The sequence below is a fragment of the Neorhizobium petrolearium genome (genome assembly GCF_017873175.1).
GTDB lineage: Bacteria > Pseudomonadota > Alphaproteobacteria > Rhizobiales > Rhizobiaceae > Neorhizobium > Neorhizobium petrolearium.
In genome coordinates, this window is the sequence record NZ_JAGGJW010000006.1 from 357,975 (window position 1) to 383,542 (window position 25,568).

The window sequence follows — 25,568 nt, forward strand, 5'->3', positions numbered from 1 at the left end:
TGTGGAGCCACGGGCCGATGTCGGCGCCACCGGGCGACTGGTCGCAGTTCCGGTCCTGCCGATCGGCGGATCAGGCGGCACGACGTGCAAGCGAAATCTCGAACATGGCACCGCCTTTGTTGGAAGGCGTGTAGTGGACCTTCCCGCCATGCGCCTCGACGATGGCGCGCACCACGGACAACCCCAGTCCATTTCCACCCTTTTCCATAGCTCCTGAGCGCGAGCCCCTTCGGAAGGGTTCGAAGGCTGAGGAGGCGATATCGGCGTCAAGGCCCGGTCCTTCGTCGGCCACCCGCAGGATCACCCGGTCGTTTTCTGCCTGCAGGCTGATCTCGATGACGCCGTGCATGGCATAGCGACGGGCATTGGTGATCAGCGCGAGGAGCGCCTGCCGGATGCGCATGGCATCCACTCGGACCACCGCGTCGCTCAGATTGAGCCTCAGTTCGAAGCCATCCTGCTTCAACTCCTGATCGAGCACCGCCGCCAGCCGCAGGATTTCATCCTTGAGCCGGACGGGCTGAAGGCGGAGATCGAGGTGACCGCTGTCGGCAAGTGTGACCGTCCGCAGGTCCTCCACAAGCCGAGCCAGCGAATCCACCTGCAGGACCAGAGCGTGAAGGGACTTTTCGTCGGGTTCGAAGACGCCGTCGATCATGCCTTGCAGGTGCCCCTTCAGGATGGTGAGGGGCGTGCGCAGCTCATGGGCGATCGTAGCGTTCCATAAGGTCATGTCGGCAGCCATATCCTGAAGGCGTTGCGCCATGGCGTTGAAATCTCTGACAAGAAGGGCGGTTTCGCCGAGAGAATGATCGCCGGGGATGGCGCGGGCAGAGAGGTCGCCGTCCTTGATCCGCCGGGCGCTCGTCGCCAGGGATTCCAGCGGCTCGAGAATGCGCCGCGCCAGCTTGACTGATGCGATGGCCGCCACGATCAGCGCGATGAAGATCAGGACGGCCAGGATCATGAAGTCCAAGCCGGTCAGCCAGTTGTCGGTGTCTTCGGACCATGGGGAGAAATAGAACAGGATCGCGAAGGCGAGATAGGTTCCGAAGAAGACCAGAAGGCCCGCAGCCACGGTGACGGAGGCCATGGCGACGAGGATCTGCCGGCTGAGCCCCTTTACGATCATGGATCGACCGCCAGACGATAGCCGACGCCTCTAATGCTGGCCAGCATGCCTTCGCCGCCGGCCTGTTCGAGCTTCTTGCGCAGCTTACTCAAATGGCTGTCGATCGTCCGATCCAGCGCATCGGAACCGGGAAGGCAGGCGTCCACGAGTTCGCTGCGCGAAAACACCTTGGAGGGCGTTCTGGCAAGGTGGGCCAGGAGCCGGAATTCCGTTAGTGTCAGCGAAAGGGGGACCGTAACGCCGTCCTTCTCGATCTTGACCTGATAGCTGTCCAGATCGATCGTGAGGTTTCCGACGCGGATGACCGCGCCTGCCTGGGTGAGGCCAGCGCGACGCAGCACGGCCCTGGCACGTGCGACTACCTCGATCGGATTGAAAGGCTTGACGATGTAATCGTCCGCGCCGATGCGCAGTCCCTGCAGCCGGTCGACATCTTCATCCAGGGCCGTGATCATGATGACGGGCGTTCGGCCTCGCCGCTGGATTTCGGCCAGAAGCTCCCAGCCATCCAGTCGTGGCATCGTGATGTCGGCCAGAACGATATCTGGCTTCAACGAGCGGTGAAGATCCAGCGCCACTTGCCCGTCGCGGGCATGGACCGTCCTGAACCCCTCACGGGAAAAATATGCCTCAAGGATACCGGCGATTTCCGCATCGTCTTCGGCAATCAAAACAAGTTCTGCCATGGTCATCAAGCTCCTTGCGCCTTCAATGGCATCGAACCGCCGTAGCGTCGAGTAGGCGCGCCGCGCCTCCACGCAATCGCAACAAAACCTCCACAAAGCGCCAACGTACCGGTTTTAGAGGACCGCCATCAAGATTGTACTCAAGCGACATGGATGGTCACTGCGATGAAATACCTGGCGCGTTTCTGGATATTTGGCCTGCTTTGCCTGCCATTGCTGCTGCTGCTCGCCTGCAGCGATCAACCGGACGCCAGGGAAGACAATGCGCCTGCAGACGCACAGCCCGCTCGCGTCAGCGTCATGACCGTCCAGCCGCAGACCGTCACGATCTATGACGAACTGCCGGGGCGGGTCAGCGCGTTGCGCACGGCGGAGATCCGGGCGCAGGTCAATGGCATCATCCAGAAGAAGCTGTTCGAGGAAGGCGCCGTCGTCGACGCCGATACGCCGTTGTTCCAGATCGATCCGGCCCCCTTCGCAGCCGACGTCGACGCGGCCTCCGCCGTTCTCGCCCGCACCGAAGCTGAACTCGCGAATGCAAAGGTGAAGTTCGATCGCGCTAAGCTGTTGTCAGCGCAGAAAATCACCAGTGAGGAAGCTTTCAACAACGCCACGGCAGCATTTGCCCAGGCCAAGGCGAGTGCGGCGGAAGCCAGGGCCAATCTTGCACGGAGAAAGCTTGAATTGTCCTATGCGACCATCCGCAGTCCGATCAAAGGCCGGATCGGCCAATCCTTCATGAGCGAGGGCGGGCTTGCATCCTCCGCCGCAACCAATGCGCTTGCCGTGGTCCAGCAGATCGACCAGGTCTATGTCGATGTCCGCCAATCCTCCATGACCATGGAGGCCCTGCGCGAAACGGCCACTGGACTCGGAACGGACAATCCGGAGGAACTGCCGGTCAAAATCAAGACCATTGCCGGCAAGCCTTACAGCAAGACGGGGCGGATCCTGTTCTCTGACATCTCGGTCGATGGCGCCACGGGCAGCCTCGGCATCCGGATCCTCGTCCCCAACCCCGAAGAGCAGCTCCTTCCGGGCATGTTCATCCGCGCCATGGTGCCACGGGAGGTCTATTCCGGAGCGCTTCTGGTGCCGCAGGAGGCCGTGACGCGCGATCCTGCCGGAAGTCCGCAGCTCACCATTGTGACGGCGGAAAAGACCGGCCTGCAGCGGAGCGTCGAGCTGGGACCGCTGGTCGACGGCAAGTATCTCGTCAAGTCTGGCCTTGCGGCCGGTGAAACCATCGTTGTGCTGGGCCAGGGGCGGGTCGAGAGCGGTAAGCCGATCGAGACCTCGCCGATGCAGGCTTCCCCGCAGACCCAAAGCTAAGGAGCGGATGATGCCGCAGTTTTTTATCGACCGGCCGGTCTTTGCCTGGGTCATCGCCATCATGATCGCGATCACCGGACTGATCGCCATTCCCCAGTTGCCGGTGTCGCGTTTTCCCACAATTGCCCCGCCGAGCGTATCGATCTTCGCGAGTTATCCGGGCGCCACGCCCCAGACGATCAATGACAGCGTCACAAGCCTGATCGAGCGCGAGATTTCGGGCGCCAAGAATGTGCTCTATTTCGATTCCTCCGCTGATTCCTCGGGATCGACCACCGTCACGGTGACGTTCAAGCCGGGGACCGACCCGCAACTGGCCCAGGTGGATATCCAGAACAGGTTGAAGGCCGTCGAGCCGCGACTGCCAGAGCAGGTGCGCCGCAGCGGGCTTTCCGTCGAATCCGCCTCCTCCGGCTTCCTGATGATTGTCTCCCTGAAGTCGAAGGATGGAACCCTCAACGAGATAGCGCTGGATGACTATCTCGTGCGCAACATCGCGCCCGAACTCAAGCGCGTGGCCGGCGTCGGTCGCGTCCAGTCCTTCGGCTCGGAAGAGGCCATGCGCGTCTGGGTCGATCCGGCGCGCCTCGTGGCCCATTCCATTTCCATGGAAGAGGTGACGCAGGCGATCCAGTCGCAAAACCTTCAGGTGGCGCCCGGCCGGCTGGGCGATGCCCCGACAATTTCCGGTCAGAAGGTCACCGTGCCGCTCAATATCAGGGGCCAGCTTCAGACCGTGGACGAATTCGCAGAGGTGATTTTGCGATCGAACCCGGATGGTTCGCGCCTGACCCTCGGCGAGGTCGCCCGGATCGAGGTCGGATCCCAATCGTCCGGGTTTGCCATTCTCGATGGTGGCAAGCCCGCGACCGCTGCCGCCATTCAGATGACGCCCGGTGCCAATGCGGTGAGCACGTCGGGCGGCGTGCGGGCGCGGCTTGCGGAACTTGCGCTCACCCTGCCCGTCGGCCTTGAGTATGCGATTTCCTATGACACGGCGCCCTTCGTCAAAGTGTCGATCCAGAAGGTCGCACAGACGCTCGGCGAAGCCATGGTGCTCGTCTTCCTGATCATGCTGCTCTTCCTGCAGAACATTCGCTACACGCTCATTCCGGCGATCGTCGCGCCCATCGCATTGCTCGGCACCTTCGCCGTCATGCTGGCGATCGGCTATTCGATCAATGTCCTGACGATGTTCGGAATGGTTCTGGCCATCGGCATCATCGTCGACGATGCCATTGTCGTGGTCGAAAATGTCGAGCGGCTGATGGCAACGGAGGGACTGTCCCCACGGGATGCAACCCGCAAGGCAATGAGCGAGATCACGGGCGCCGTTATCGGCATTACCCTTGTGCTGACGGCCGTCCTTCTTCCGATGGGGCTGGCGTCGGGTTCGGTCGGCGCGATCTACCGTCAGTTCACGGTCTCGATGGCCGTTTCGATCCTCTTTTCCGCTTTCCTGGCCCTCAGCCTGACGCCGGCTCTCTGCGCCACGCTGCTGAAGCCGGTCAGTCACGACCACCATCCGCGCAGGGGCATTTTCGGCTGGTTCAACCGTGGCTTTGACGGGTTGACGCAGCGTTATGTCGGCTGGGTTTCGAGCCTGTTGCAAAAGACCGGTCGGACAGCCGTCGTCTACCTCGCAATTGTCGCGGCGGTCGCCTACGGCTACGTCGCGCTGTCCACCACATTCGTGCCGGAAGAAGACCAGGGCTCCTTCATGACCTCCTTCACCCTGCCTGCAGAAGCAACGGCAGAGCGCACCCGTGACGTGGTCGACCTCTATGAGAAGCATGTGCAAACGCGACCGGATATCGTCAACAATCTGACGATCATGGGCTTCGGCTTTTCCGGCTCCGGTGCCAACACGGCCATGTCGTTCACGACCATGAAGGACTGGGGCCAGCGCTCGACAACGGTCGATGACGAAGTGAATGCGGCAACGCAAGCCATGGCCGCCGCAAACGAGGGCGAGATCATGAGCATGAAGCCGCCGGCCATCGATGAACTCGGCACCACCTCGGGTTTTTCGCTGAGACTGCAGGATCGCGCCAATCATGGAGAAAAGGCGCTGGCAGCGGTCGCCGCCCAGCTCACAGAACTCGCATCGCAGAGCCGGCTCCTCAGCGACGTCCGCGTCGACGGGCTTCCCAGCGGTCCGAGCGTCACGCTGACCGTCGACCGCCAGAAGGCCAGTGCGCTCGGCGTGGCCTATCCCACCATCAGCGACACGCTGGGCGCGGCCGTCGGCTCGACCTATGTCAATGATTTCCCGCGCAATGGGCGGTTGCAGCAGGTCATCGTCCAGGCCGAGCCGGCAAGTCGCATGCAGGTCGACGATATTCTCGACCTGCATGTGCGAAGCGATACCGGCAAGATGGTTCGCCTGTCCGAGATCGTCACGACGCAATGGTCGACCATCCCGCTGCAGGTGACGCGCTACAACGGCTACCCCTCGATCAGCTTTTCCGGCTCCGCCGCCAGAGGCGTATCGAGTGGCAAGGCCATGGACGAGATCGAACGCCTAGCGCTGAAGCTTCCCAAGGGATTTGCCGTCGAGTGGACGGGGCAATCGCTGCAGGAACGGCAGTCCGGTGCCCAGGCGCCGATGCTGATGGCCTTTTCCTTCCTTGTCGTGTTCCTGGTTCTGGCCGCGCTCTACGAAAGCTGGACTGTGCCGCTCTCGGTCATGCTCGTGGTGCCGCTCGGCGTGATCGGTGCCGTGATCGCGGTGCATCTGCGCGGCCTTGAAAACGATGTCTTCTTCAAGGTCGGCTTGATCACCCTGATCGGTCTTTCGGCCAAGAATGCCGTGCTGATCGTTGAGTTCGCGCGCAAACGCCAGATGGACGGTCTGGGGCTGGTGGACGCCGTCGTCGAAGCCGCACGCTTGCGCCTGCGCCCCATCGTCATGACCTCGCTCGCCTTTACGCTGGGTGTCGTGCCCCTGGTCATTGCATCGGGTGCAAGCTCGGAAACCCAGAACGCGATCGGAACCGGCCTGTTTGGCGGAATGATTTCCGGCACGGTGCTCGCAGTGCTGTTCGTTCCGGTCTTCTACCTCGTTGTCATCCGGCTGACGCGTCACCAGATCGAGCCGCAGGCGCTTTGCCGAAATACTTAGGCTTTCAGAGGGCGACGACGTAAGCATCCCTTGGATCCGGCAGCGTCCGTTTTCACCGCCCAAGCGACGGAAGCGGACGGTCTCCCGCTCGCCCATCCGTTCATGACCCAAGGGTCCCCAGCCGATTTTTTAAGAGTTTCAGGCGTCGTTGAGATCTGGAGTATGTCACATGGCTCGTGACGCTAAAATCGCGCCAAGTAACTGCAAAGACGTCACTTTTATCAGGTGGGAAATGACAGTTATTGAGCGCGGGAAACATGCCAAAAATGGCTTGCCTGGGGACCTTGGATTCTCACGTAAGTTTCAAGAGCTCGCTTACCGAACTTGCGGACATTGGTGTGCAGCAGATCGAGGCGACGATCCTCCTCGTCGGTATCGACGATGATTTCATAGTCGATGGAGATCATCTTTGGCGGGCTGTCCTGTCGGACGCCGTGGAGCTTGACCTCGACGCCACGCAAATCGAACTTCAGCATCGGCGTCACCCGTTCAACGCCCTTGATCATGCAGGCTGCGAGGAAGAGTTCGGCCGGGTTGAAGGCGTCCAAGCGGCCGCTCACGTCGGTGTCGAGCGTAATTTCCGCTTGTTTCGTGGTGGTGAGGCTTCGGTGTGCGTCGATGCGGCGTGCTTCTATAGAATATTCCAGCATCATGCCCTCAGCCACGTCTTGAGGGCGGCTTCCTTCGGCAGTCCGTATAAACAATCTTGCCGTCTGTGGCGATGCCAGGCGCCGAGGCGATGCCGAATTTCGCGATCTCGGCATGGTCAATCGCCTTCTCGACCTTAACGTCGACGCCGAATTTGACTGCGGCGTCCTTCATCATCGCCTCCGCGGCCTCGCAGCACTAGCAACCGGACCCGAGCACCTTCACGTCCTTCATCATACGTATTCCTTGTGTGTCTCAGTGAAACGGCATGTTGAACAGGAGGCCGACGGCATATGCGCCCCTCCGCACACTTGCCAATCAAACAGAAGCCGCAGTTTGATCGAGATCATTGCGAATGCCGCGGCCAAGGCGCAGCAAAGATAGCATGAGTTGTCTCCACCTCCACCGCAGGGAACGTATATGCTTGAAGTTCCAAAGCCGATCATGAAGGAGACCCCTTCAGTCATCGAAAGGGCACAGGACCAAGCCATCGGAAAGACACGGCGACGATCGGCTCGTGTTTACGCGTTCGCTATCGTGCTGGCCGTAGCCATTGGCGCAGGTTTCGGCGCATGGGCGATGCTCCTGCGCCCGATCGAGGTTCAGGTCGCGAGCACCGAGCAAGACGTGCCCGTGCAGGTCTTCGGCCTCGGGACGGTCGAGGCGCGGGTGACTTCGAGGATTGGCTTCAAGGTGTCCGGCGTAGTGGTCGACTTGCGCGCCGATGTCGGAGATCGCGTTGCCAAGGGCGCGGTTCTGGCCCGTCTTGATGATCGTGAGCAGAATGCACAGGTCGCTCGGGCAAACGCGATGGTCCAACAGGCCGAAGCCAATCTTCAAAGAGCTACTGCAAGCGTCGAAAAGGCTCATGTGAACCACGCGAATGCCAAGAGCATCAACGAGCGCCGGCAATCGCTGCTAAAGGGCAATACCACCTCGCTTGAAGCGGCGCAGACAGCACAAGCGGCACAGGACGCAGCCTTGGCCGATGTGAATCTGGCGCAAAGCGATCTCCTGGTGGCCAAGGCCAATATTGGCGACGCCAAAGCGCAACAGCAACTGCAATCAACCATATTGGACTTTTACGCCCTCACGGCGCCCTACGATGCCATGGTGACCACGCGCCTCAAGGAACTCGGCTCCGCGCTCGGCGCGGGTGAGCCGGTGTTCACGCTGATCGACCCAGAGACCGTTTGGGCGCTCGCTTACGTCGACGAGAGCAAGGCCGGCGAGATCACCGTCGGCGAGCCCGCTGAGATCGTGCTGCGATCTCAGCCTGGCAGGCGTATCGCCGGCCACGTCGCGCGTATCCAGCCGGAAAGCGACCGGGTCAACGAGGAGCGGCGGGTCGAGATCACGTTCGATATGCAGCCCGACGAGTTGTATCTCGGCGAACAGGCTGAGGCTCACATCACGACCGTCCGCCTTCCGCAGGCGCTATTGGTCCCGGAGGCGGCCATCGCTGGGCTCGGCGGCAATCAAGGGACCGTATGGACCATCGAGGACGGATACCTGGAGCAGCGCAACGTGACACTCGGACACCGGCTGCTCGACGGGCGTTTTGAGGTCACCGGTGGTGTCCCGGAGCACGCCCTCGTTCTCAAGATGTTGCGCAGCGGGCTGCGCGTCGGCCGTGCAGCAAAGGTCGCCGAAGGGGCAAGTCGATGAACTTGGCCTACCGGGACATTAAACACAATCTCCTGCGTTTCGTCCTGACCAACTTCGGATTGAGCCTGCTGTTGGGTATCGTCATCATGATGACCGGCGTTTATGGCGGCCTGATCGATGACGCATTGCGGCAGGCCCGCGCGGCCAATGCGGATCTCTGGGTGGTCGAGGCCGGGACCAATGGGCCATTCGCTGAATCGTCGCGCATTCCGGGCGACACCAGGGAACTGGTGAGCCGGGTCTACGGTGTGCAGCGCGCCGGGTCTGTCACATATCAATCGGTCCAGACTGAACTGAACGGCGCACCGCACCGCCTGTTTCTCATCGGCTTCGAGCCAGGCAGGCCCGGCGGACCGCGCCAGCTCTCGGCTGGTCGCGACATCTTGCGCGGCCACTATGAAATGATCGTCGACCGTTCCGCCGGTCTTGAGTTGGGCCAGGAAGTCATGCTGGGGACCCGTGATCACAAATTCTCCGTTGTCGGACTGATGCGCAGCGAAGTCACTTCTTCCGGCGATCCCGTCGCCTACATTACCTTGCGTGACGCACAAGCGCTCCAGTTCGAATTGGCACCCCCGGCTTCGCGGCGCGAGCAGGCGCGCGGGGGATCCATGGAGACCAACGACCAGATCAATGCTGTCATAGCCAAGGTGTCACCCTATGTTCCGGTCGCCGAGACAGCGGCGGCGCTCTCGCGGTGGAAGCACCTGACGGCCCTCACGCAGGTCCAGCAGGAGACTTTGCTGAGCAAGTTCGTGATCGAAAAGGCGCGTAAGCAGCAGCTTCTGATCATGGTTCTGCTGATCATCGTGTCGGCCGTCATCATCGCGCTGATCATCTATACGATGACTATGGACAAGGTGCGCTCGATCGCCACACTCAAATTTGTCGGAGCGCCTGATCGCACCATCATCGGCCTTATCGTTCAGCAATCCCTTTCGTTGGGGATCACCGGCTACGTCGCTGGGCTCGCGCTTGTCTTTATTTTCAGGCCCTTTTTCCCGCGGCGGCTGGTATTCGATCCAGAGAGCGTTATGGCCGTGTTCGCGATCACGATCGTGGTCTGCCTTGCCGCGAGCACCCTGGGCATCCGGCTCGCGCTCAAGGTGGACCCGGCGGAAGCACTCTCGGCGGCAGGGTAAGATCATGACCGAACCAGGCAGACAAGCGGTCGTGAGGGTCGAACATCTCTCCAAGCATTTCGGCGCAGGGAGTGCGCGGGTCGACGCGCTGATCGATATCAACATGGAGGTCCCTTCCGGCCAGGTCGTCGGTCTCATGGGGCCGAGCGGTTCGGGCAAGACCACGCTGCTGAACTGCATGGCCTGCATTCTGGAGCCAAGCGGCGGCCGGCTCACGCTCGACGGCGAAGCCGTCTATGATGACCATTGGCTCAAGGCAGACCTGCGCCGGTTGCGGCTCGACAAGATCGGCTTCATTTTCCAGTATCCCAATCTGCTGCCGTTCCTCGACGCCACCGACAATGTCGCCGTGGTGCTCCACCTTGCGGGACTAGGCGCCGCGGCAGCCCATAAGCATGCTGTTGAATTGCTCGATTATCTTGAGGTCGGCCATCGCAAGCACGCAATGCCCGCGCAACTGTCCGGCGGTGAAGCCCAGCGGGTGGCCATTGCTCGCGCGCTCGCCAATCGGCCGCGCATCATCCTCGCCGACGAACCGACCGCGCCGCTTGATTCCGCCCGCGCCCGCATCGTGATGGATTTGTTACGGCGGATCGCGATCGACCAGAGCGCGGCTATTATCGTCGTCACGCACGACGAGATGATCCTCGACCGCTTCGACCATATTTACCGGCTGCGCGACGGTCGCCTGGAAACCGACGAGCTTTCGCGCGCTCCAGCGGGAGTTGACCACTGATACTCGCTTTGTCGCTGCCGTGAGCCGGCGGATTCGCCGCTTGTTGCCACATCCCGTGGAACCCGCAGCGACAAGACGTTTCGGAACTGGGAGCATCCTCGCGCAGACGCAGATCGATACGTCCCTACCGGATGTGTTTCGGATACTCTCAACCCACAATGCTGTGTGTGGAAAACCTTCTTGATACGGAGTTGAGAACCGTCGCGGCAATGATTGCGGCCTGCGCAATGGGCTCAAGCTCACAGGCAGATCGGCCAGAGCGCGCCTTGAGCGTCGGCTCCCGCGCCACCGATGAAATCATTCCTGCCGCCGCAGAAGATGGGATTTTCCCTTCCTCAGGCCAGCCGGCTTTGTGAAGGCGCTCTTCTATTTGTATTTCCAGGGCGGCAAAACGATGATCGAGCGATAGGGCGCGGCCGGGCCTCGCCTGGCGAGGTGAAGCGCAGATAATTGCCGTGTCCATTGCGTCTCGCCGCCGCTCTGAATAGGTTTCGACGGACAGGATTCAGGCGAGCCAATCGGGCAATTCGGCCCCTGATAGGTCCTTTCGCCGATCAAGATGCGCATGAGATGGGATCAAAGCATGACCGACCCTTATGAGATCCTCGGCGTGGCCCGCACCGCGACCGACAAGGAGATAAAGGACGCGTTCAAGAGGCTGGCGCGCAAATATCACCCTGACCTGAATCCGGATGACAGGACGGCCGAGGCGCGGTTCAAGGCCATCTCGGCGGCAAACGACCTGCTGAAAGACAAGGAAAAGCGTCGGCGGTTCGATGCGGGCGAGATCGACGCCAGCGGCGCGGAGAAGCCCCAACAGCGGTACTACCGAGATTTTGCCGATGGACCTGCTTACGCCTCGCACGCTGCACAGGATGGCTTCGCCAGCAACGAGGATCTGGAGGATTTCCTGGCTCGCGCGTTTGGCGCCGGGGCCGGGACGCGACGGTCGCAGGGCCCGTTCCGGGCGCGGGGGCAGGATGTGAGCTATGTGCTGCCTGTCAGCTTCATGGATGCCGCCAATGGGGGCATTCGCACCATTACATTGCCGGAGGGCAAGACGCTGAATGTGTCGATTCCGGAGGGGGCGGAAGACCGGCAGATGTTGCGGTTGAAAGGCCAGGGCATGCCCGGCTTCGGCGGCGGGCCGGCAGGTGACGCTTTTGTCGAGCTGCATGTCGAGCCGCATGCGTTTTTCCACCGCAAGGACGACAATATCCATGTGGAGGTACCAATCACGCTGAAGGAAGCCGTACTGGGCGCGCGCATCAACGTGCCGACGATCAGTGGCCCGGTCGCAATGACGATTCCGAAAGGCGCAAACACCGGCCAGACGCTGCGACTGCGCGACAAGGGAGTCTTCGACAGCAAGACCGGCAAGCGCGGGCACCAGTTGATCACCTTGAAAGTCGTTCTGCCCGCCGACGAAGAGCCAGAATTGGCTGCGTTTCTAGAGACCTGGCAGCCGAAGACCGCGGACGAGCCGCGCAAGGAGATGCTGAAATGATCCGCGTAGACGAAATTGTCGAGCAGATAGATGCGCTTCAGCAAAGCGATCTCGACGCCTGGATCCGCGACGCGCTGATCTCGCCACAGGATGAGGACGGTACTCCGGTCTTTTCGGAGATGGAATGCGCACGTATCCGCCTGATCTGTACCCTGCATTATGAACTGGAGATCGGCGCGGAGGCACTGCCGGTTTTGCTGTCTCTGGTCGATCAGCTCTACCAGACCCGACGGCGCCTGTTGAAATTGACGGCTGCCGTGGCGGCGCAGGACAAGGCCGTGCAGACAGCAATCCTAGCGGCAATCGATGCGGGCAGCGGGACCGACGGGGGGACTTAGAACCTATTATCGGCTAAAATTTATCATTCCACGCGACCGCCCTCTTGATCTTCAACGAAACCAGCCGGTACCCACCAATAGGCTCGGGCTTGATGGCCAGCGGCCACTGGCCCAAATCCGGCACATAAGCTCCACACAGAGAGCGTTGCGTCTCGTTTCTTGACGCCGCCAGACCTTGACCGCCGAGAGCAGCAGGGTGATGGCGAGGAGCGGCAGGGGCACAAAGCTCGGAACAATCCTGAGGAGCTGGCCACCGAGGAACGCGCCGACAGTCGAGCCTTCCGGCATGAACAGTACAAACCTGCCATTGCGGCGGATGGTCGAAAAACTGGTGCTGGCTATATCGCGCGAGCCCTATCAGCATGGTGGGCAGGCTCACCGCCAGTGAAAGACTCGCCCGTTTGATATCAGCGCTGAACAGCAGCATGAGGGTCGGGATGAGCAACTCGCCTCCCGCCACGCCGAGCAGCGAGGCGACAATGCCGATTGCGAAGCCCGCTTCGATGCCCGCGACGACCTTCGCCGCGCCGCCGCCAGTACAGAAAGCTCGCAATCGAGCTCCGGCGCCCCCCCTGCAGGAAGAATGTGCCGTCGCGGGTAGGCAGAGGCGCAGCGACCGGAACCCCGGTCTCCGAAAGATGGTTGAGGAATGCCGTCTCACTTTTGACGTCCGCTGGCCCGCGCGCGCGGTGGTGTGAAGGTCGGAAAACATAACGCTCGCGACCGCTTACGGTAGAGAGATAAACATCGTTCAACCCGTGTTGAAGTAATCTGCAGAAACCGGTCCTCCGAGGGAATAATGCTCATTGATAAACGCGTTGATCGACTCGATCTTCGACGTGGAATACAGCGGATCGAAGTCGAGCATGATCTTGTCCCGTCGTAGTCTCAAGGGCCGTCCTCGGATTGCGGCCAATTTCGTGAGTTCGCAAAACGCAGTGTTCTGTCCCTGCCGCAATGACGGCTCCTGGCGCGATCCTGCCAGGACGGCAGTCGGCCCAAACCAGTCATTTATTCCGTCCGTATAGGAAGGCTGTCACCGCAAGAAACTGGATCGCCGCCGCCAGTATAAACACGGCGGAGTCAGAGACTGTCCTGGCGATGCCGAACAGCGCGGGTGCGAGGGCATACGTCGCTTGGCTCAGAGCCACGATCAGCGGCACCACGCGGGAGACGTCGGCTTTGTCGAATTCCAACTGTGCGATCAGAGGCGGGAGCGACGTCGCGTTGCCAATGCCGAGGCCGAAAAGCAGGACGCCGACAACCATCGTAGCTGCGTTCTCTGCATCCGTCGCCAAAAGCATTAGGGAGCCGATGATCTGAACGCCATAGCTTGCGGACGCGATCAGACGGCGGTCCGCCGAAGGCGGCATCAGCCAACCGATGCCGGTGCGGCCAACGATTGCCGAAACGGTAGCACCTCCCATCAGCAGGCCCGCTGCCTGTGATCCGAAGACCGGGACCATGATCGAAAACAGATGAGCCAGCAGTCCGATCTGCGCAAACAACCCGGCAGCCATACCCGCTGCCAGCGTTATGAAGCGGCGGTCGCGCCACAGCGAACCGCTTGGCACGGGCGTAGCGAGCGACGGAGCCGTCAGTCGTACCACTTGATCTGACTGTGCTCCGTCCGGAGATTGCCCCAGGACATCAGGAGATTTGGAAAATGCCAGAACAGACAAGGCGGCCACGGTGGTGATCATAGAGATACCAACGATGATGGCTGCCTGTGCAAACCCGCTCGAAGCAATGAGCATGACCCACAAGGGTGAGAAAATTATGCCACCCACACTCGCTCCGTTGTATGCCATGGATAGTGCTGCCGGGCGGCTCCGGATAAACCAGGGAGCGATAATGGCATTCACCGCCGCAGCGCCCATCGCAACCCAGCCCGTTCCGCTCAGGAGAGCGGCTGCAAATAGGTGCCACGGCTGATCGGCTACGGACCAACCGACGACACCGATGGCGAGAAGGACAGCTCCGGTGACGGTTAGAACCGGAACGCCCGTAAACCGATAAAGTCGAGGAAGGTTTGCAACGACTGCCGCGCCGACAAGAAAATGCAGCGTTACGGCAGTCGAGACGAGCGCGACGGACCATCCCGTTCGCTGGACCACCATCTGCAGATAAATAGGTGGCCCATAAAAACCGACACCCCAGCCGAATATTGCCAGAACGAAGGTCGCAGCGACCACGTACCAGCCGAAAAATGGTGCGGTGTTGGATGTAGGTAGAGATGTCATGACATGGGCTCCAATGGTGGTGATTGGCCCTTATTGCAGCTTCCAGGGAGCCAAGCTTCGGCCATGATCGAAGTGTTCGCGTTTGTCCGCTAGTGGCGGATACCGTTGAAAAAATCCCAGAATTGGCTGTACGTCCGCTCGTTTCTGTCAATTGGGCGGAGTAGGTATGCCACTCCGCCCCGCGCCTCAGCGCGAGGTATCGATTTGTTCAGCTCTCATGGGGCAATGACCCCATGTGGTGGCCTGAGCTTGGTCGGCCTCCTGAGGTTTTGTGCGGTTGCTTGCAAGGAAGAATTCGTCTCACGCTTCACACGGTCCCCGAAGCCGCAAACGCGCCATCTGCAGGATGTCGCGCTGCCGGAACCGGCCGGGGCGGTTCTTCGAAAAGCTGGAGTGATCGAGGCCCTTGCCGTCCAGTCCAAGGCGGCAGAACCAGCGATAGGCCAGGTTGAGATGCACCTCCTCGCACAGTCGCGGTTCAGAGCGGATACCCATGGATTAACCGATGATCAGCATCCGGATCAGTTCGTGATCAACGAGGGACGGCCAGTGGTGTTGTAGAAAGGCTTCAACTGCGCCCGTACGCGGTCGAGTTGAAGGTGGCGGTCGATCCCGCGCAACAGGTGATCGGCAGGAACATGATCATCAAAGCAGAGGTCGTAGAAGAGCTGGGCCAGAGCTATCTCACACACCCCATCATCGCTCAATCCTCCGCAAATCAATGCGACGATTGAATCACGACATCATGGCGCCGACAACGCGAGTTTTTCAACGGTACGATCGGCTTCAGGAATCGCCCCTCAGCATTTTAAGACTGTCTGCGTAAGACCCGCTACGTCACTTGAGTTTGTCGCAAAAGTTGTCGCGGGTTAGGGGATTTTTGCGAATGTGGCCGGCTGACCAAGGTTGTTCTGTTGCGGCAAATTAGACTGTGGTTTCAAGCGCGCGAACCGCTCTTACAATAATCGCGGCCAGATTGTCTGCAACGCGAACCGGCGCAACGGCCGAACGCGTCAGGACGAGTGCGGTTTCCCCAAGTTGTGGAAGGGCAGTATCTCGTATCTGCCTGACACGATTGGTGAACGCGCTTTGCGGCAGGACACCGACGGCGATGCCGGCCGAGATAGCGGCCCGAACGCCGGCCACACTTTCGCTGGTGCAGACGATCTCATAACCCACTCCCGCTTTTTGCAGCAGATCGACGCAGCGTTCACGCCACCAGCACGCCCGATCGAACAGGGCTACGGGCAGCGGGTGCCGGTGTTCGACCTCATGAAAAGCCGATCCGGCCCAAATGGCGGCTTCACGGTGAACCACAGTGTCATCAGCCGCGACATTTTCGGGCGTGTGAAGCGCAATATCTAGATCGCCTGCCGCGAGAGCGGCGGGAAACTCCACGCTCGCGCCGCACCGCAAGAGGATGCGAGCACCAGGTTGTTCTTGCGAGAATCCGGACAAAATCGAGGGGAGTAGGGTGTCGCTGTATTCTTCGGGAATGCCGAGGCGGATTTCGCCCTTCTCGTCCGGCCCCCGCATGGCCACGACCGCCTGGTCGAGAGTTTCGACAACCTGACGCGCGATCGGCAGCAATTGTTCGCCACGTGCCGTGAGGGAAACGCCGCGTCCATGCCGATCGAACAATTGCTGCGCAACAATCTCCTCGAGCTTTTGCAGCTGAAGGCTGACGGCCGATTGCGTGCGGAATAGACGCGCCGCGCCGCCGCTGACGCTACCGGCCCTGGCGACCGCCAGGAAACTCCGCAGCAGATCGCTGTCGAGTTGGGGAGATAAGGTATCGCTCTGTCTCATATCCGATATTTAAACTATTCGTTTCATCAATGGAAGCGCACGTCCTAGACTGCCTTCAACAGGATGGTGGTCATGAACATTGCGCTTGCGAATCTGCAAAAGCCAGTCATTCGCGCGACGGCCGCCATCGGCACGATCGCCGTGGCCATCTCTTGGCCGGTGAAAGCCCAGGAGACATTGCAGTTCGTGCTGGAGAGCTTCATTGACGTCGCGCCGACGATTGCGATCGGGCTTGTTGTGTCGGCGTGGGTCGCAGCAAGCGGAGCAGGGGCCGTCACGGCAAAATGGTTCCAGGGGCGGCCTGCCTCAACGATCGTAATCGCGTCCACGATCGGCTCCATAACGCCAGTCTGCGGCGTGACCGTGCTTCCGCTGATGACGGGGCTTCTAGCAGCGGGTGTGCCGCTTGCGCCTATAATGGCGTTGTGGCTTTCGTCGCCCGTCACCGACCCTGCAATGTTTGCTGTTACATGGGTTATCCTCGGCCCTGCTTTCGCCATCGGAAAGATGGTCGCAGCCTTCGTGCTCGGGATAATCGCGGGAGCGGGAACGGCAGCGCTGACGGGCACAAGCATGGTGCAGCGTCCGCTTCGTGCATCACGGATCGCGGCTGGCAGCGAGTGCGGCATCTGCGCCCCGGCTGATTTCTCGTTCCGTATCTGGCAGGAGCCGGCTCGGATGCGCGTCTTTCGCGCGGAACTTCTGTCTATGGCGAGGCTGATCGCCCTATGCCTCACCTTCGCCTTTGCGGCGGAATTTTTGCTGCGCGATCTCCTGCCGCCGCACATGCTGGCCACCTATGTAGGCGAAGATTCCATCTACGCGATCCCGCTCGCGGTGCTGGTTGGTGCGCCGATGTATCTCGACGGCTATGCGGCGCTGCCCCTAGTTCGCGGGTTGCTTAACCTTGGCATGTCGCCGGGTGCCGCGATGGCGTTCCTTGTCGCCGGTGGCGCGGTCAGCATTTGGGGTGTCATGGCCGTAGTGGCGGTTCTCAGGCCCGCGACCATAGCTCTGTTCGTGACGCTTGCTGTGATCGGCTCGCTGGCGATCGGATATGCCTTCGACGGAATTTGGGCGCTGCTGCCGTGAACGGCGGCCTGTCCAAAACCGCTTTGGCGGCGCTCGGGCGCAAGCTTTGCGGGCGGCGCAGCGCGCAAGGAAATCGGCCGCTATCCAGACTCGACGACCATCTGCTTGACGACCTCGGGATAACCCGCGAACAGGCGAGCGAACTGGACAGACGCTGCGAGCATCAAACGAGATCGAGCGACAACCCCGACTAGATCGTCATTCGGCGTGGTGCGCTCCGGCGTGTTTTGCTTCTGATTATCGGACCGCTTCGACTGGCGAGGCGTCACTCCGTATCGCCAGTTCCGCTAGAATGAGCGAACCGACGCCCGAGATAAAGAAGCCTGCTGCCAAATTTACGGTCGTGCCGTCGTAGAAGTTTCCTGTGACGACGGCGTACACGGTGGCGATTAAGCTCGATCCCGACGCGATCAGCGATGCGCCCAAGCCCGCAACCTGGCCGAGGGAGCGCATTGCCATGGCATTGAGATTGCCGAACAGGATCCCGATGGCAAAGAAGGCCGAGAACGCGAACCCCATCAAGGCGACAAGAGGCAGGCGACCGTCCCAAAGCATAGATGTCAGCAGCATCAGAAAACCGACCGATGCCAGTCCCATGAAGGCGGCACGCGCCATGGCATCCATCCCGAACCGCTGCACGAGCCTTGCATTGAGAAATGAAGCAAGTCCTATTCCCGTGGCCAATACTGCAAAATAGAAGGGGAAGGTTTCCTTGATTCCATAGGCGTCAAAAAACAAATCGGCCGCCGTGCTGAGATAGAGGAGTTGCGCCCCGAACACGATGCCGGTCGCAATGATCAGCAAGGCTACACGGCGCTTCGATAGGATGCGTCGGCCATTCCGGAGCAGCAATTTCGGACGGAAAGCTATCCGTTTGTCGGCGGGCAATGTTTCCGGTTGTCTCATCACCAGCCATAGGCCGAGCAGCACCGCCATCACGAGATAGATGCCGAAGACGCTGCGCCACCCAGCGAGAGAGATTACACCCTGTGCCAAGGCGGGGGCCAGCATCGGCACGAGAATGAAGAGCGTGAACATCAAGGACATGACGCGAGCCATCGCATCGCCCTCGAACTGATCGCGGATCATGGCGCGCGTTGCGATCTTCGGGCCGGACACGCCCACACCTTGAAGGAACCGGCCCAAGACCACCATTTCGAGCGATCCCGCCAGCATGGCAGTCATAGTTCCTACCGCATAAACTCCGAGGCCGAGCACGAGCGCTTTCTTGCGCCCCATCGCATCGGACAATGGCCCCAACAGCAGTTCACCGAACGCCATACCGAATATGAAGAGCGATATGACGTGCTGCGTGGATAGCGGCGGTGTGACACCAAGCTCTTCGCCGATCTGGCGTAACCCGGGCAAGAGCGCGTCGATGCTGACGGAGGTCAGGGCGGTCAGAAGGGCATAGAGGGCGATGCGTTCGCGAAAACTGATAGAGGATGTCATAGGCCGTGTACACTGAAAGGAATAGTCTCGACCTGTACCAGTTTTCCCAAAAGGACCTTGCAATTTTGTTTCGTGCAACTGCTGAATTTTGCACGCCCTCTTTCCCATTGGCGGAACTAGCTTATTCTGAAGTCCCGAGAGCAATCATGACTTTCGGGGCCATTAGCGGCCCCCATGTGAAAGTGCGCCGTGCGTCCAACGGCTGCTGTTTGGCGCATTTCGGATGTGGCCTCTGGGATAGCAGACTGATGACTTTTAGGAAGTCAAGCGGATGGTCCGGTCGAGCGACATCAATCGAGGAGGGGACCATGCAAGTTCCTCTCGTTGAAGGGAACTCCATGGCCGGATTGCAGCCTCGGCTTGCTCAAAGGCTATGAATACGACGCCACCTCAGCGCCAGGCGACACTCCCGTAAAGCGGGTTCGTGCATGGCCGCAAACCTGCCATCGCGGGCTAGGCGTGCTGACATTTGCTGTGCGTTTTCGCAATCTATGTATGCAGACGCCGGCCCCGTGGTCCAGAGGCCGGCGGGCTGCGCGACGGATCAGCGCGAAAGCAGCGTCAGCGCCGTCATCGAATCGAGCAGGCTGCGGGTGACGCCGCCGAACAGCATTTCCCACCAGCGTGAATGGCCGTAGCCGCCCATAACGAGGAGATCGATGCTGTTGTCGGCAAGCCGGTTTTCGATCGCTGCCGCCGCGGGAAGCCCGCCGCTGGTCTCCTGCGTCGTCAGTGTCACCTTGACGCCATGCCGGGCAAGCGTCGCGGCAATTTCCGTTCCGGCCAGTTCCGGCGTCTGGTCATTGCGTTCCGGCGGGTCGATCAGAAGGATTTCGACCGCTTCCGCAGCCTTCAGGAAGGGCAGCGAATCGAAGGTGGCGCGCGTCGCCTCGCGCGATCCGTTCCAGGCGACCAGCACCCGCCTGATCGGCTGCGGCGTCTTCATCGTATAGGGGACGAGCAGCATCGGCCGTCCGCTTTCGAAGAGAAAGGTCTCAAGGTCGGCGCGGTGGTCGGCGTGCGCGGGGTCGCTCTGGCTGGCGACGATCAGGTCGGAACTGCGCACGGTTTCCATGACCGAGACGGAGCCGTAGCCGGCCGAGGAGATGAAGCTGCGGCATTCCGTCGACAGCCCTTCTTTGGCGGTCCGCTCCCTGAAAATGCGTTCGACCTCGGCGGTTTCCTTCTGCGCCACTTCCTGCAGCACCTGCACGGCGGCGGGATCTGGAATTTCCATCGGCGCGATCAGCGGCACCGCGGCCAGCGTTTCGGCATGGACCCCGATCAGATGGGCGGAGAACTGTTCGGCAAGCGCGATGCCAAAATCGGTGATCTGCGTGGCATTCTGCGGGGTATCGAGAACGGCAAGAATGGTTTTGTAGGCCATGGCGATGTCTCCTGACGGCGCTGAAACTGACTGCCAGTCTCAGACAATAACGTGGGTCGCACTTTGACACTGGTCAAGAAGAACCGCAGCGCGACAAACGGGCTCACGCGTCCGCGGTGGGGTTGGTCGGGGTCTTCGCCCGGTCGATGCCGGCGATCATTTCCGCAACGGCCTCAGCTGCTGCATCCAGGATCTCCGGATCGCGGGCGCGCACGACGATCTCGGTCGAAAACCGCTGCCCGTCATATTTCGGATAGGAGCCGATGCTGGTCTGCGGATGCGCCTTTTGGACCTCGGCGAGCAGCGTGCCGATATCGCCCTCGCCATAGGGGCAGGGGAGTGCCCGCGACAGCATTTTCGCGCCCAAGCGGAGGGTCGGCAGGACATTGTCGACCATGGCCTGGAAAACCTGCGGCACGCCGGCCATCACATGGACATTGCCGATGATGAAACCGGGCGCTGTCGAGACCGGGTTCGGAATGTGCCTGGCACCCTCCGGCATGCGGGCCATGCGCTGCCGGGCATCCGTGAATTCCATCTCGCGGCGCTTGTACATGTCGGCAAGCAGTTTCATCGCATCGGGATCATAGATGCAGGGCACGCCGAAAGCTCTCGAGACGGCATCTGCGGTGATGTCGTCATGGGTCGGGCCGATGCCGCCGGAGGTGAAGACGTAGTCGTAGCGCAAGCGCAGTGCATTCAACGCCTCGACGATGGCATCCTCCTCGTCGGCAACGATGCGCACTTCCTTGAGGTCGATGCCGGAGAGCGTCAGCAGATCGGCGAGATGGCCGATATTTTTGTCCTTGGTGCGGCCGGACAGGAGTTCGTCGCCGATGGCAAGCATGGCGGCGGTGATGATCGAAGGGGATTGCGACGCTTCAGGCATGAATATTCCTCCATGAGGCGACCACTCCTAAGCCCAATCTTTTCGAGGCAGAAGCGATTTTCGTCGTGACGGATGCAGAAACGATGTTCGTTACGGATTTGTGATCGGCAAGCGAAAAGTCGTCTCCGGATGCTGAACGGTGCGTTGACCGGGCAGGGGCTGTCCCGGCCGAGGGAACGCGTTACATGTCGGTCCGGTTACGGCCGGGATACGGCCTTGTTCAGACCGAAAGACAAATTGGAGAAGATCATGGCGAAGGTTCTCGTCCTTTATTATTCCGCCTACGGCCATATCGAGAAGATGGCCTATGCAGTCGCCGAAGGCGCGAAGTCGGCAGGCGTCGACGTGACGGTCAAGCGCGTTCCCGAACTGGTTCCGGAAGAGGTCGCGAAGGCCTCATACTACAAGCTTGATCAGGAAGCCCCGATCGCCACCGTCGATGAGCTTGCAGACTATGACGCGATCATCGTCGGCGCCGGCACGCGTTTCGGCACAGTCGCCTCGCAGATGCGCAATTTCTGGGACCAGACCGGCGGCCTGTGGGCGCAGGGCAAGCTGGTCGGCAAGCTCGGCTCGGTCTTCACCTCGTCCGCCACCCAGCATGGCGGCCAGGAATCGACCATTCTCGGCTTCATCCCGACTTTCCTCCATCAGGGCATGGCGGTCGTCGGCCTGCCTTACGCCTTTGCCGGCCAGATGGGCACAGAAGAGGTGAAGGGCGGCTCTCCCTACGGCGCCTCGACCATCACCAACGGGGACGGCTCCCGCCAGCCTTCGGAAATCGAGCTGGAAGGCGCGAAATATCAGGGCGCGCATGTCGCCAGGCTGGCCGCCAAGCTCGCGGCCTGAACGGTCATAGGACCTTGAAGAAAAGCGCGGCGAGCGATCGTCGCGCTTTTCCATGCGACCGGTCCATGAAGTCCAGGCGGCTAAAGGAGGACATCTCCTAATGACCTTTTTGAGCCCTGGCCAGCTGGTCCTCATAGGCTGCGAGGAAGAAGACCCTTGCTATATCGGGGTCCGTTTCCCGCCGAAGGGCGGCCAGACATATATCAACCGCTCGCGAGTAAGACGGCCCGGATTTGTCCATGAAGCAGTCCCGCATATGCCGGATGGCGTCCGCGGGGCCTGATATCCGCTTCACTTGCTGCTTTTGAACGAAGCACACAGGCATGCTCCAGCGAGCCGAGAAGGCTACCGGAATAATCTCAGTCAAAATTAACCCCCACATAACCCCACTCATCGAGTAGGCATTTTAGAGGTCTCTGATGTTGCGCGGCAATTGACCCTGCTTAACCAAAAAGACGTAGGCAGGGCTACTCCAAAGTCGACAGAACCAATCTTCTGCCGGCGAACCGGTTGCACGAACTTTTCCCGTTACGCATCCCTTCCATTTGCCGCCATCCGAAGATATTGAAATTCCCCGCTGCGGACGTGGCGAAACTGGTAGACGCAAGGGACTTAAAAGCCCGATCGCCCGCAACCCAATGAGCGAGACCGCCAGACCATTTGCTTTCCGGCCCGGTCCATCTAGCCATTCACGTCCCCTCCTGCTCTGCCAGGCGACGGATGGGAAATGGCGCATCCCAAGGTACGAGAGGAGTGGCATAGGCAAGCATTAGCGGATGACGCGGCTGCCCATAGAGCGCGGTTCCCCAGCACATCGGCTTGGCGCCAGCCTCGTTCAAAACGTCCACCACCGCATGCCACCTTGTGCGCAATGGCTTCGGAAGCTTTGATAAAGGCCCCCACGCTACAATGTGGATGTCGGCGCCCTTGATTGCCTTCGCGATGTATGCGTCGTTCTCCGGCCCGATTGGGTCAGCAGCGATAGCTAGCGCCTTCACATCCTTGTTGATGAGAGCGCATAGGTTCCAAACCAGAACCTTGCTGGCGCCCATGCGCATCGCGAAGCCGTCGATCTTGGTCATGGTCGGATCGTTTTTCTCGCCGTCAGCTTTGGACGGATTGACCATCCCAAGTGAGATCACCGGACCGGTGCCGCCGAAATCGTGCTCAAGCAGGTATCGGTAAAGGCCGCATTCCGAGAAGACGACGCGGCGTTTCATGAGGAGGTCGCTCATTCTACCGATCTCTCCGTGGTAGCAAGCATAAGGAACGAACTATAGACTGGCGGGTTGAGTGATCGTCGCGATCCGCGACAAGGAGCGCGCAAATGCCGAACACTCCAAAAGATGACGAAAAGACGAAGCCTGAGCAACAGCCGTATCAAAATCCCGGCAAGGACAAAAACCACCCAGGTGACGACGCGGCCGTTGATGCATCGACTGAGCCCCAAGAGGGGAAACCAGCGAAACGCTGATTGAAGTCTCGGCTGGGTAAGGCCCCGCCCGGAGGAAATGCCCAGACTATGGAAAAAGGGAATCATTGCTGGCCCTCGCGATAGAGCGGCCTGTATGGCAGGGACAGTTTCGGCTGCCGATAGGCTGCTTTTTCTGATTTAGGGAAGCCGGCGCCGCGGATTGGATTGGCGTGAGAAGTCTTGATGTTACGCGCCTTGGCCTGCTGGCGAACCGTCTTCGCGGCGGTCGGGATGTCGTGCTTGGCAGTCTTGATCTTGTGGCACTTGATGCAAACTGCGGCGCAGTTCTCGAGGCTGTTGTCCTTGGAGTTTGTATCGAGGGTGTCGGCGAAGGGCATAGCCAGTGCCGCTCCCGTTCCCCGCGCGGACAGATGGCGCCGAACAGATACGCACTTTCATAGCGCTGGTCGGCGGGTTGAATAGGACGCGTGCCGCGGCGCGCCCATGCGACCACTACTATAGCGAATATCAACCAGTTAGGCGGGAGATGCACCCTGTTGGCTTCCGAGGGGAGTAATTGGAGGGGGAGTGCTACGGGATTTCCGCGATCACTGGCTCACAAATCGCGTAAGGGAGATTTCCGCGAACCAATCCAGTTCGCGAGCATTGTATTGGATCGTACGATTGGAAAAAGAGAGAGGATTTAGCCCGTAGCAGGTCGAGAAGCTTTCGCCAGGCGCAACGATCTTATCGCTCCGATGATAAGCCCTGTAGATTGTCGAGCTATGTCCGCTCTGCCTGGCAATGAGGCTGAAGGATATCTCCTGCAAAGTTCTATCTGTAGTGTTTGTGAACGTGACGGCGACAGGAGTGCTTGGGTCCGGGCATCGCTGTGGGTCGGGGCCGGCCACGATTGAGACGGGTCGGTTCGATTGTACCTGATGGTCTCCCCGCTCAGCGGTGAAAAACAGCCCGACATAAATGGCTGCGAGTATGCCGAGTACGACGGCCCCGGCCTTGCGGGAAAACCAGAACGTCGTGATGACGGCCACAGCGCCAATTATCCAAGCCATAGCAATTCCGCTGTTTTTCCATAGGGTGCCGCCATGACCTCTAGGTATGGTTTTCGCGGGTCAATCGCAATGCTAGAAAAGAAAAGCTCGCCGAAGCGACCGGAGCGGCGGGTAATTGGAAGGGTGGGATGTCAGTCGGAACAAAGCACCGAAGACATCGGTTCTGCTTCAACAACAAAAGGATGAGATCGATGCGCGTTTTGCCTTTTGCTGCTTTGATAGCGGCATCATTGCTTTCCTCCGGAGCGTTCGCGTCCGAAGAGGATTTTCTCAAGTCGATCGAGGGACAGTGGACCGGTGGCGGAAAGGTCCTGACGAAGCTCGGCGGGGACAACGTCAACGTCTCCTGCCGCATGCAGTCCGCAGCGGAAGCGGAGAGCTTTTCCATGGACGGCAGTTGCCGAGCCATGGTCGTTGTGACACGCGCGTTCAGGGCGAAGGTGAAGGCGGGCGGTGGATCGTATTCAGGAACGTATGTCGGCGTCTCGGGTAAGCCGTCTTCCCTGGCGGGGAGCCGGGCCGGCGATACGATCGATCTTGATGTGACCTGGGCGAACGAGATCTACGGTGACCGGGCCGCAAGGATGACGATCGAGAAAGTTGGCGCCGACAGGCTTCGCATCCGGACGATCGATAAGGACCCGTCATCGGGGAGGTCGATTGTCACTACCGAGCTTGATCTGCGGCGGAGCTAAGGAAGAAAAGCCTCGCCGAGTGGAGCTCAAGCGGGGCTTCCGGATCGCTGCGGTTCATCAACGGGGATCTGCGGAGAGATCACTTCGCCACGCGCGTGGGGACTGTCGGATTTTTTGTGCCTGAGGCCCGTTTCCGTCAGTTGCTGACGAACCTTTCGCCGAATGCGACGGCGAATTGCGTCTTGGCCTCGAACCACTCTCGCGGCGGCCGTTTCCATTGCTCGGCCGCGTGATTGAGCACCAGATATAGCAGCTTGATTGCCGCTTCGTCACTGGGGAAGTGTCCGCGGGTGCGTACGGCCCGCCTCAGCTTGGAGTTCAGCGCTTCAATCGCATTCGTGGTGTAGATGAT

Annotated in this window: 26 protein-coding genes and 4 pseudogenes; 12 read left to right on the top strand and 18 right to left on the bottom strand. The window is 60.4% G+C overall.

Annotated features, from left to right (window positions below; translation table 11 throughout):
• Positions 1–70 precede the first annotated feature (70 nt).
• Together J2046_RS14220 and J2046_RS14225 are read right to left on the bottom strand one after the other, a co-directional pair.
• A complete protein-coding gene (locus J2046_RS14220; RefSeq protein WP_210052752.1) occupies positions 71–1,132 on the bottom strand; it encodes an ATP-binding protein in 1,062 nt (353 codons plus the stop codon).
• Positions 1,129–1,818, bottom strand: a complete 690-nt coding sequence (locus tag J2046_RS14225; protein ID WP_210052753.1) for a response regulator — start codon at positions 1,816–1,818, stop codon at positions 1,129–1,131. Before J2046_RS14225 ends, J2046_RS14220 begins: the two co-directional genes overlap by 4 nt.
• 165 nt (positions 1,819–1,983) lie before the next feature.
• On the opposite strand from J2046_RS14225, the gene J2046_RS14230 reads away from it, so the two are divergent.
• Together J2046_RS14230 and J2046_RS14235 are read left to right on the top strand one after the other, a co-directional pair.
• Positions 1,984–3,150, top strand: a complete 1,167-nt coding sequence (locus J2046_RS14230) for an efflux RND transporter periplasmic adaptor subunit (protein ID WP_210052755.1) — start codon at positions 1,984–1,986, stop codon at positions 3,148–3,150.
• Between the two features lie 10 nt (positions 3,151–3,160).
• Positions 3,161–6,274: a multidrug efflux RND transporter permease subunit gene (locus J2046_RS14235; RefSeq protein ID WP_210052756.1), complete on the top strand. Its 3,114-nt coding sequence runs from the start codon at positions 3,161–3,163 to the stop codon at positions 6,272–6,274.
• Positions 6,275–6,513: 239 nt separating this feature from the next.
• On the opposite strand, the gene J2046_RS14240 is transcribed toward J2046_RS14235, so the two are convergent.
• Both J2046_RS14240 and J2046_RS14245 read right to left on the bottom strand, forming a co-directional pair.
• Complete coding sequence (locus tag J2046_RS14240) at positions 6,514–6,924, bottom strand: OsmC family protein (RefSeq protein ID WP_210052758.1); 411 nt, start codon at positions 6,922–6,924, stop codon at positions 6,514–6,516.
• A gap of 7 nt (positions 6,925–6,931) precedes the next feature.
• Entirely contained in the window at positions 6,932–7,096 is a 165-nt protein-coding gene (locus J2046_RS14245; RefSeq protein ID WP_233469753.1) for a thioredoxin family protein, read from the bottom strand.
• 246 nt (positions 7,097–7,342) lie between these two features.
• Between J2046_RS14245 and J2046_RS14250 the strand changes: the two genes are divergently transcribed.
• The 3 genes from J2046_RS14250 to J2046_RS14260 are packed head-to-tail and all read left to right on the top strand — an operon-like array spanning position 7,343 to position 10,468.
• Entirely contained in the window at positions 7,343–8,590 is a 1,248-nt protein-coding gene (locus tag J2046_RS14250) for an efflux RND transporter periplasmic adaptor subunit (RefSeq protein ID WP_210052761.1), read from the top strand.
• The gene (locus J2046_RS14255; RefSeq protein ID WP_210052763.1) at positions 8,587–9,732 is read left to right on the top strand and encodes an ABC transporter permease; all 1,146 of its coding nucleotides are present in this window, start codon (positions 8,587–8,589) and stop codon (positions 9,730–9,732) included. Before J2046_RS14250 ends, J2046_RS14255 begins: the two co-directional genes overlap by 4 nt.
• A 4-nt stretch (positions 9,733–9,736) precedes the next feature.
• Positions 9,737–10,468, top strand: a complete 732-nt coding sequence (locus J2046_RS14260; RefSeq protein ID WP_210052765.1) for an ABC transporter ATP-binding protein — start codon at positions 9,737–9,739, stop codon at positions 10,466–10,468.
• A gap of 148 nt (positions 10,469–10,616) precedes the next feature.
• Here the strand turns inward: J2046_RS14260 and J2046_RS14265 are convergent, their stop codons facing one another.
• A complete protein-coding gene (locus J2046_RS14265) occupies positions 10,617–10,931 on the bottom strand; it encodes a hypothetical protein (RefSeq protein WP_210052767.1) in 315 nt (104 codons plus the stop codon).
• Positions 10,932–11,051: 120 nt separating this feature from the next.
• Here J2046_RS14265 and J2046_RS14270 point away from each other — a divergent pair, with 120 nt between their 5' ends.
• Complete coding sequence (locus J2046_RS14270; protein ID WP_210052769.1) at positions 11,052–11,975, top strand: DnaJ C-terminal domain-containing protein; 924 nt, start codon at positions 11,052–11,054, stop codon at positions 11,973–11,975.
• Positions 11,972–12,313: a chaperone modulator CbpM gene (locus J2046_RS14275; protein ID WP_210052771.1), complete on the top strand. Its 342-nt coding sequence runs from the start codon at positions 11,972–11,974 to the stop codon at positions 12,311–12,313. The genes J2046_RS14270 and J2046_RS14275 overlap by 4 nt, the downstream gene beginning before the upstream one ends.
• Positions 12,314–12,472: 159 nt before the next feature.
• On the opposite strand, the pseudogene J2046_RS33850 reads toward J2046_RS14275, so the two are convergent.
• The 5 genes and pseudogenes from J2046_RS33850 to J2046_RS14300 all read right to left on the bottom strand — a co-directional run.
• Positions 12,473–12,842 (bottom strand): annotated as a pseudogene (locus J2046_RS33850) (TSUP family transporter); the annotation flags it as partial.
• A 40-nt stretch (positions 12,843–12,882) separates the two neighbouring features.
• Positions 12,883–13,181: pseudogene (locus J2046_RS14285) on the bottom strand (phosphotransferase enzyme family protein); the annotation flags it as partial.
• A 139-nt stretch (positions 13,182–13,320) separates the two neighbouring features.
• Positions 13,321–14,556 (bottom strand): MFS transporter, encoded by a 1,236-nt coding sequence (locus J2046_RS14290; RefSeq protein WP_210052773.1) that lies wholly within the window; start codon positions 14,554–14,556, stop codon positions 13,321–13,323.
• Between the two features lie 339 nt (positions 14,557–14,895).
• Positions 14,896–15,263: pseudogene (locus tag J2046_RS14295) on the bottom strand (transposase); the annotation flags it as partial.
• 217 nt (positions 15,264–15,480) lie between these two features.
• On the bottom strand, positions 15,481–16,365 hold the full coding sequence (locus J2046_RS14300; RefSeq protein ID WP_210052775.1) for a LysR substrate-binding domain-containing protein: 885 nt from the start codon (positions 16,363–16,365) through the stop codon (positions 15,481–15,483).
• A gap of 72 nt (positions 16,366–16,437) precedes the next feature.
• Between J2046_RS14300 and J2046_RS14305 the strand changes: the two genes are divergently transcribed.
• On the top strand, positions 16,438–17,457 hold the full coding sequence (locus J2046_RS14305; protein WP_210052777.1) for a permease: 1,020 nt from the start codon (positions 16,438–16,440) through the stop codon (positions 17,455–17,457).
• Positions 17,454–17,651, top strand: coding sequence for a DUF1127 domain-containing protein (locus J2046_RS34330; RefSeq protein WP_210052779.1), 198 nt, complete (start codon positions 17,454–17,456; stop codon positions 17,649–17,651). Before J2046_RS14305 ends, J2046_RS34330 begins: the two co-directional genes overlap by 4 nt.
• A gap of 43 nt (positions 17,652–17,694) precedes the next feature.
• Here J2046_RS34330 and J2046_RS14315 read toward each other — a convergent pair whose 3' ends face one another.
• The 3 genes from J2046_RS14315 to J2046_RS14325 form a co-directional block, all read right to left on the bottom strand.
• Entirely contained in the window at positions 17,695–19,017 is a 1,323-nt protein-coding gene (locus J2046_RS14315; protein WP_233469754.1) for a multidrug effflux MFS transporter, read from the bottom strand.
• A 436-nt stretch (positions 19,018–19,453) separates the two neighbouring features.
• Positions 19,454–20,296, bottom strand: coding sequence for a universal stress protein (locus tag J2046_RS14320; RefSeq protein ID WP_210052781.1), 843 nt, complete (start codon positions 20,294–20,296; stop codon positions 19,454–19,456).
• A 103-nt stretch (positions 20,297–20,399) separates the two neighbouring features.
• Entirely contained in the window at positions 20,400–21,185 is a 786-nt protein-coding gene (locus tag J2046_RS14325; protein WP_210052783.1) for a competence/damage-inducible protein A, read from the bottom strand.
• A gap of 249 nt (positions 21,186–21,434) precedes the next feature.
• On the opposite strand from J2046_RS14325, the gene wrbA reads away from it, so the two are divergent.
• Positions 21,435–22,034, top strand: coding sequence for an NAD(P)H:quinone oxidoreductase type IV (gene wrbA / locus J2046_RS14330; protein WP_210052785.1), 600 nt, complete (start codon positions 21,435–21,437; stop codon positions 22,032–22,034).
• 97 nt (positions 22,035–22,131) lie between these two features.
• Here the strand turns inward: wrbA and J2046_RS34335 are convergent, their stop codons facing one another.
• A complete protein-coding gene (locus J2046_RS34335; protein ID WP_411828498.1) occupies positions 22,132–22,428 on the bottom strand; it encodes a DUF982 domain-containing protein in 297 nt (98 codons plus the stop codon).
• Positions 22,429–22,723: 295 nt separating this feature from the next.
• A complete protein-coding gene (locus tag J2046_RS14340) occupies positions 22,724–23,269 on the bottom strand; it encodes a DUF1643 domain-containing protein (RefSeq protein ID WP_210052789.1) in 546 nt (181 codons plus the stop codon).
• A 92-nt stretch (positions 23,270–23,361) separates the two neighbouring features.
• On the opposite strand from J2046_RS14340, the gene J2046_RS14345 reads away from it, so the two are divergent.
• The gene (locus J2046_RS14345) at positions 23,362–23,508 is read left to right on the top strand and encodes a hypothetical protein (protein ID WP_210052791.1); all 147 of its coding nucleotides are present in this window, start codon (positions 23,362–23,364) and stop codon (positions 23,506–23,508) included.
• A 62-nt stretch (positions 23,509–23,570) separates the two neighbouring features.
• Here J2046_RS14345 and J2046_RS14350 read toward each other — a convergent pair whose 3' ends face one another.
• Together J2046_RS14350 and J2046_RS14355 are read right to left on the bottom strand one after the other, a co-directional pair.
• Positions 23,571–23,846 carry a hypothetical protein gene (locus J2046_RS14350; protein ID WP_210052831.1) on the bottom strand — a complete coding sequence of 92 codons (276 nt, stop codon included), beginning with the start codon at positions 23,844–23,846 and terminating at the stop codon, positions 23,571–23,573.
• Positions 23,832–23,953: pseudogene (locus J2046_RS14355) on the bottom strand (IS630 family transposase); the annotation flags it as partial. The gene J2046_RS14350 and the pseudogene J2046_RS14355, both read right to left, overlap by 15 nt.
• Positions 23,954–24,712: 759 nt before the next feature.
• Between J2046_RS14355 and J2046_RS14360 the strand changes: the two are divergent.
• A complete protein-coding gene (locus J2046_RS14360; RefSeq protein ID WP_210052793.1) occupies positions 24,713–25,216 on the top strand; it encodes a hypothetical protein in 504 nt (167 codons plus the stop codon).
• Positions 25,217–25,352: 136 nt separating this feature from the next.
• Here J2046_RS14360 and J2046_RS14365 read toward each other — a convergent pair.
• A partial coding sequence (locus J2046_RS14365; protein WP_210052794.1) for a transposase occupies positions 25,353–25,568 on the bottom strand: 216 nt, incomplete at its 5' end.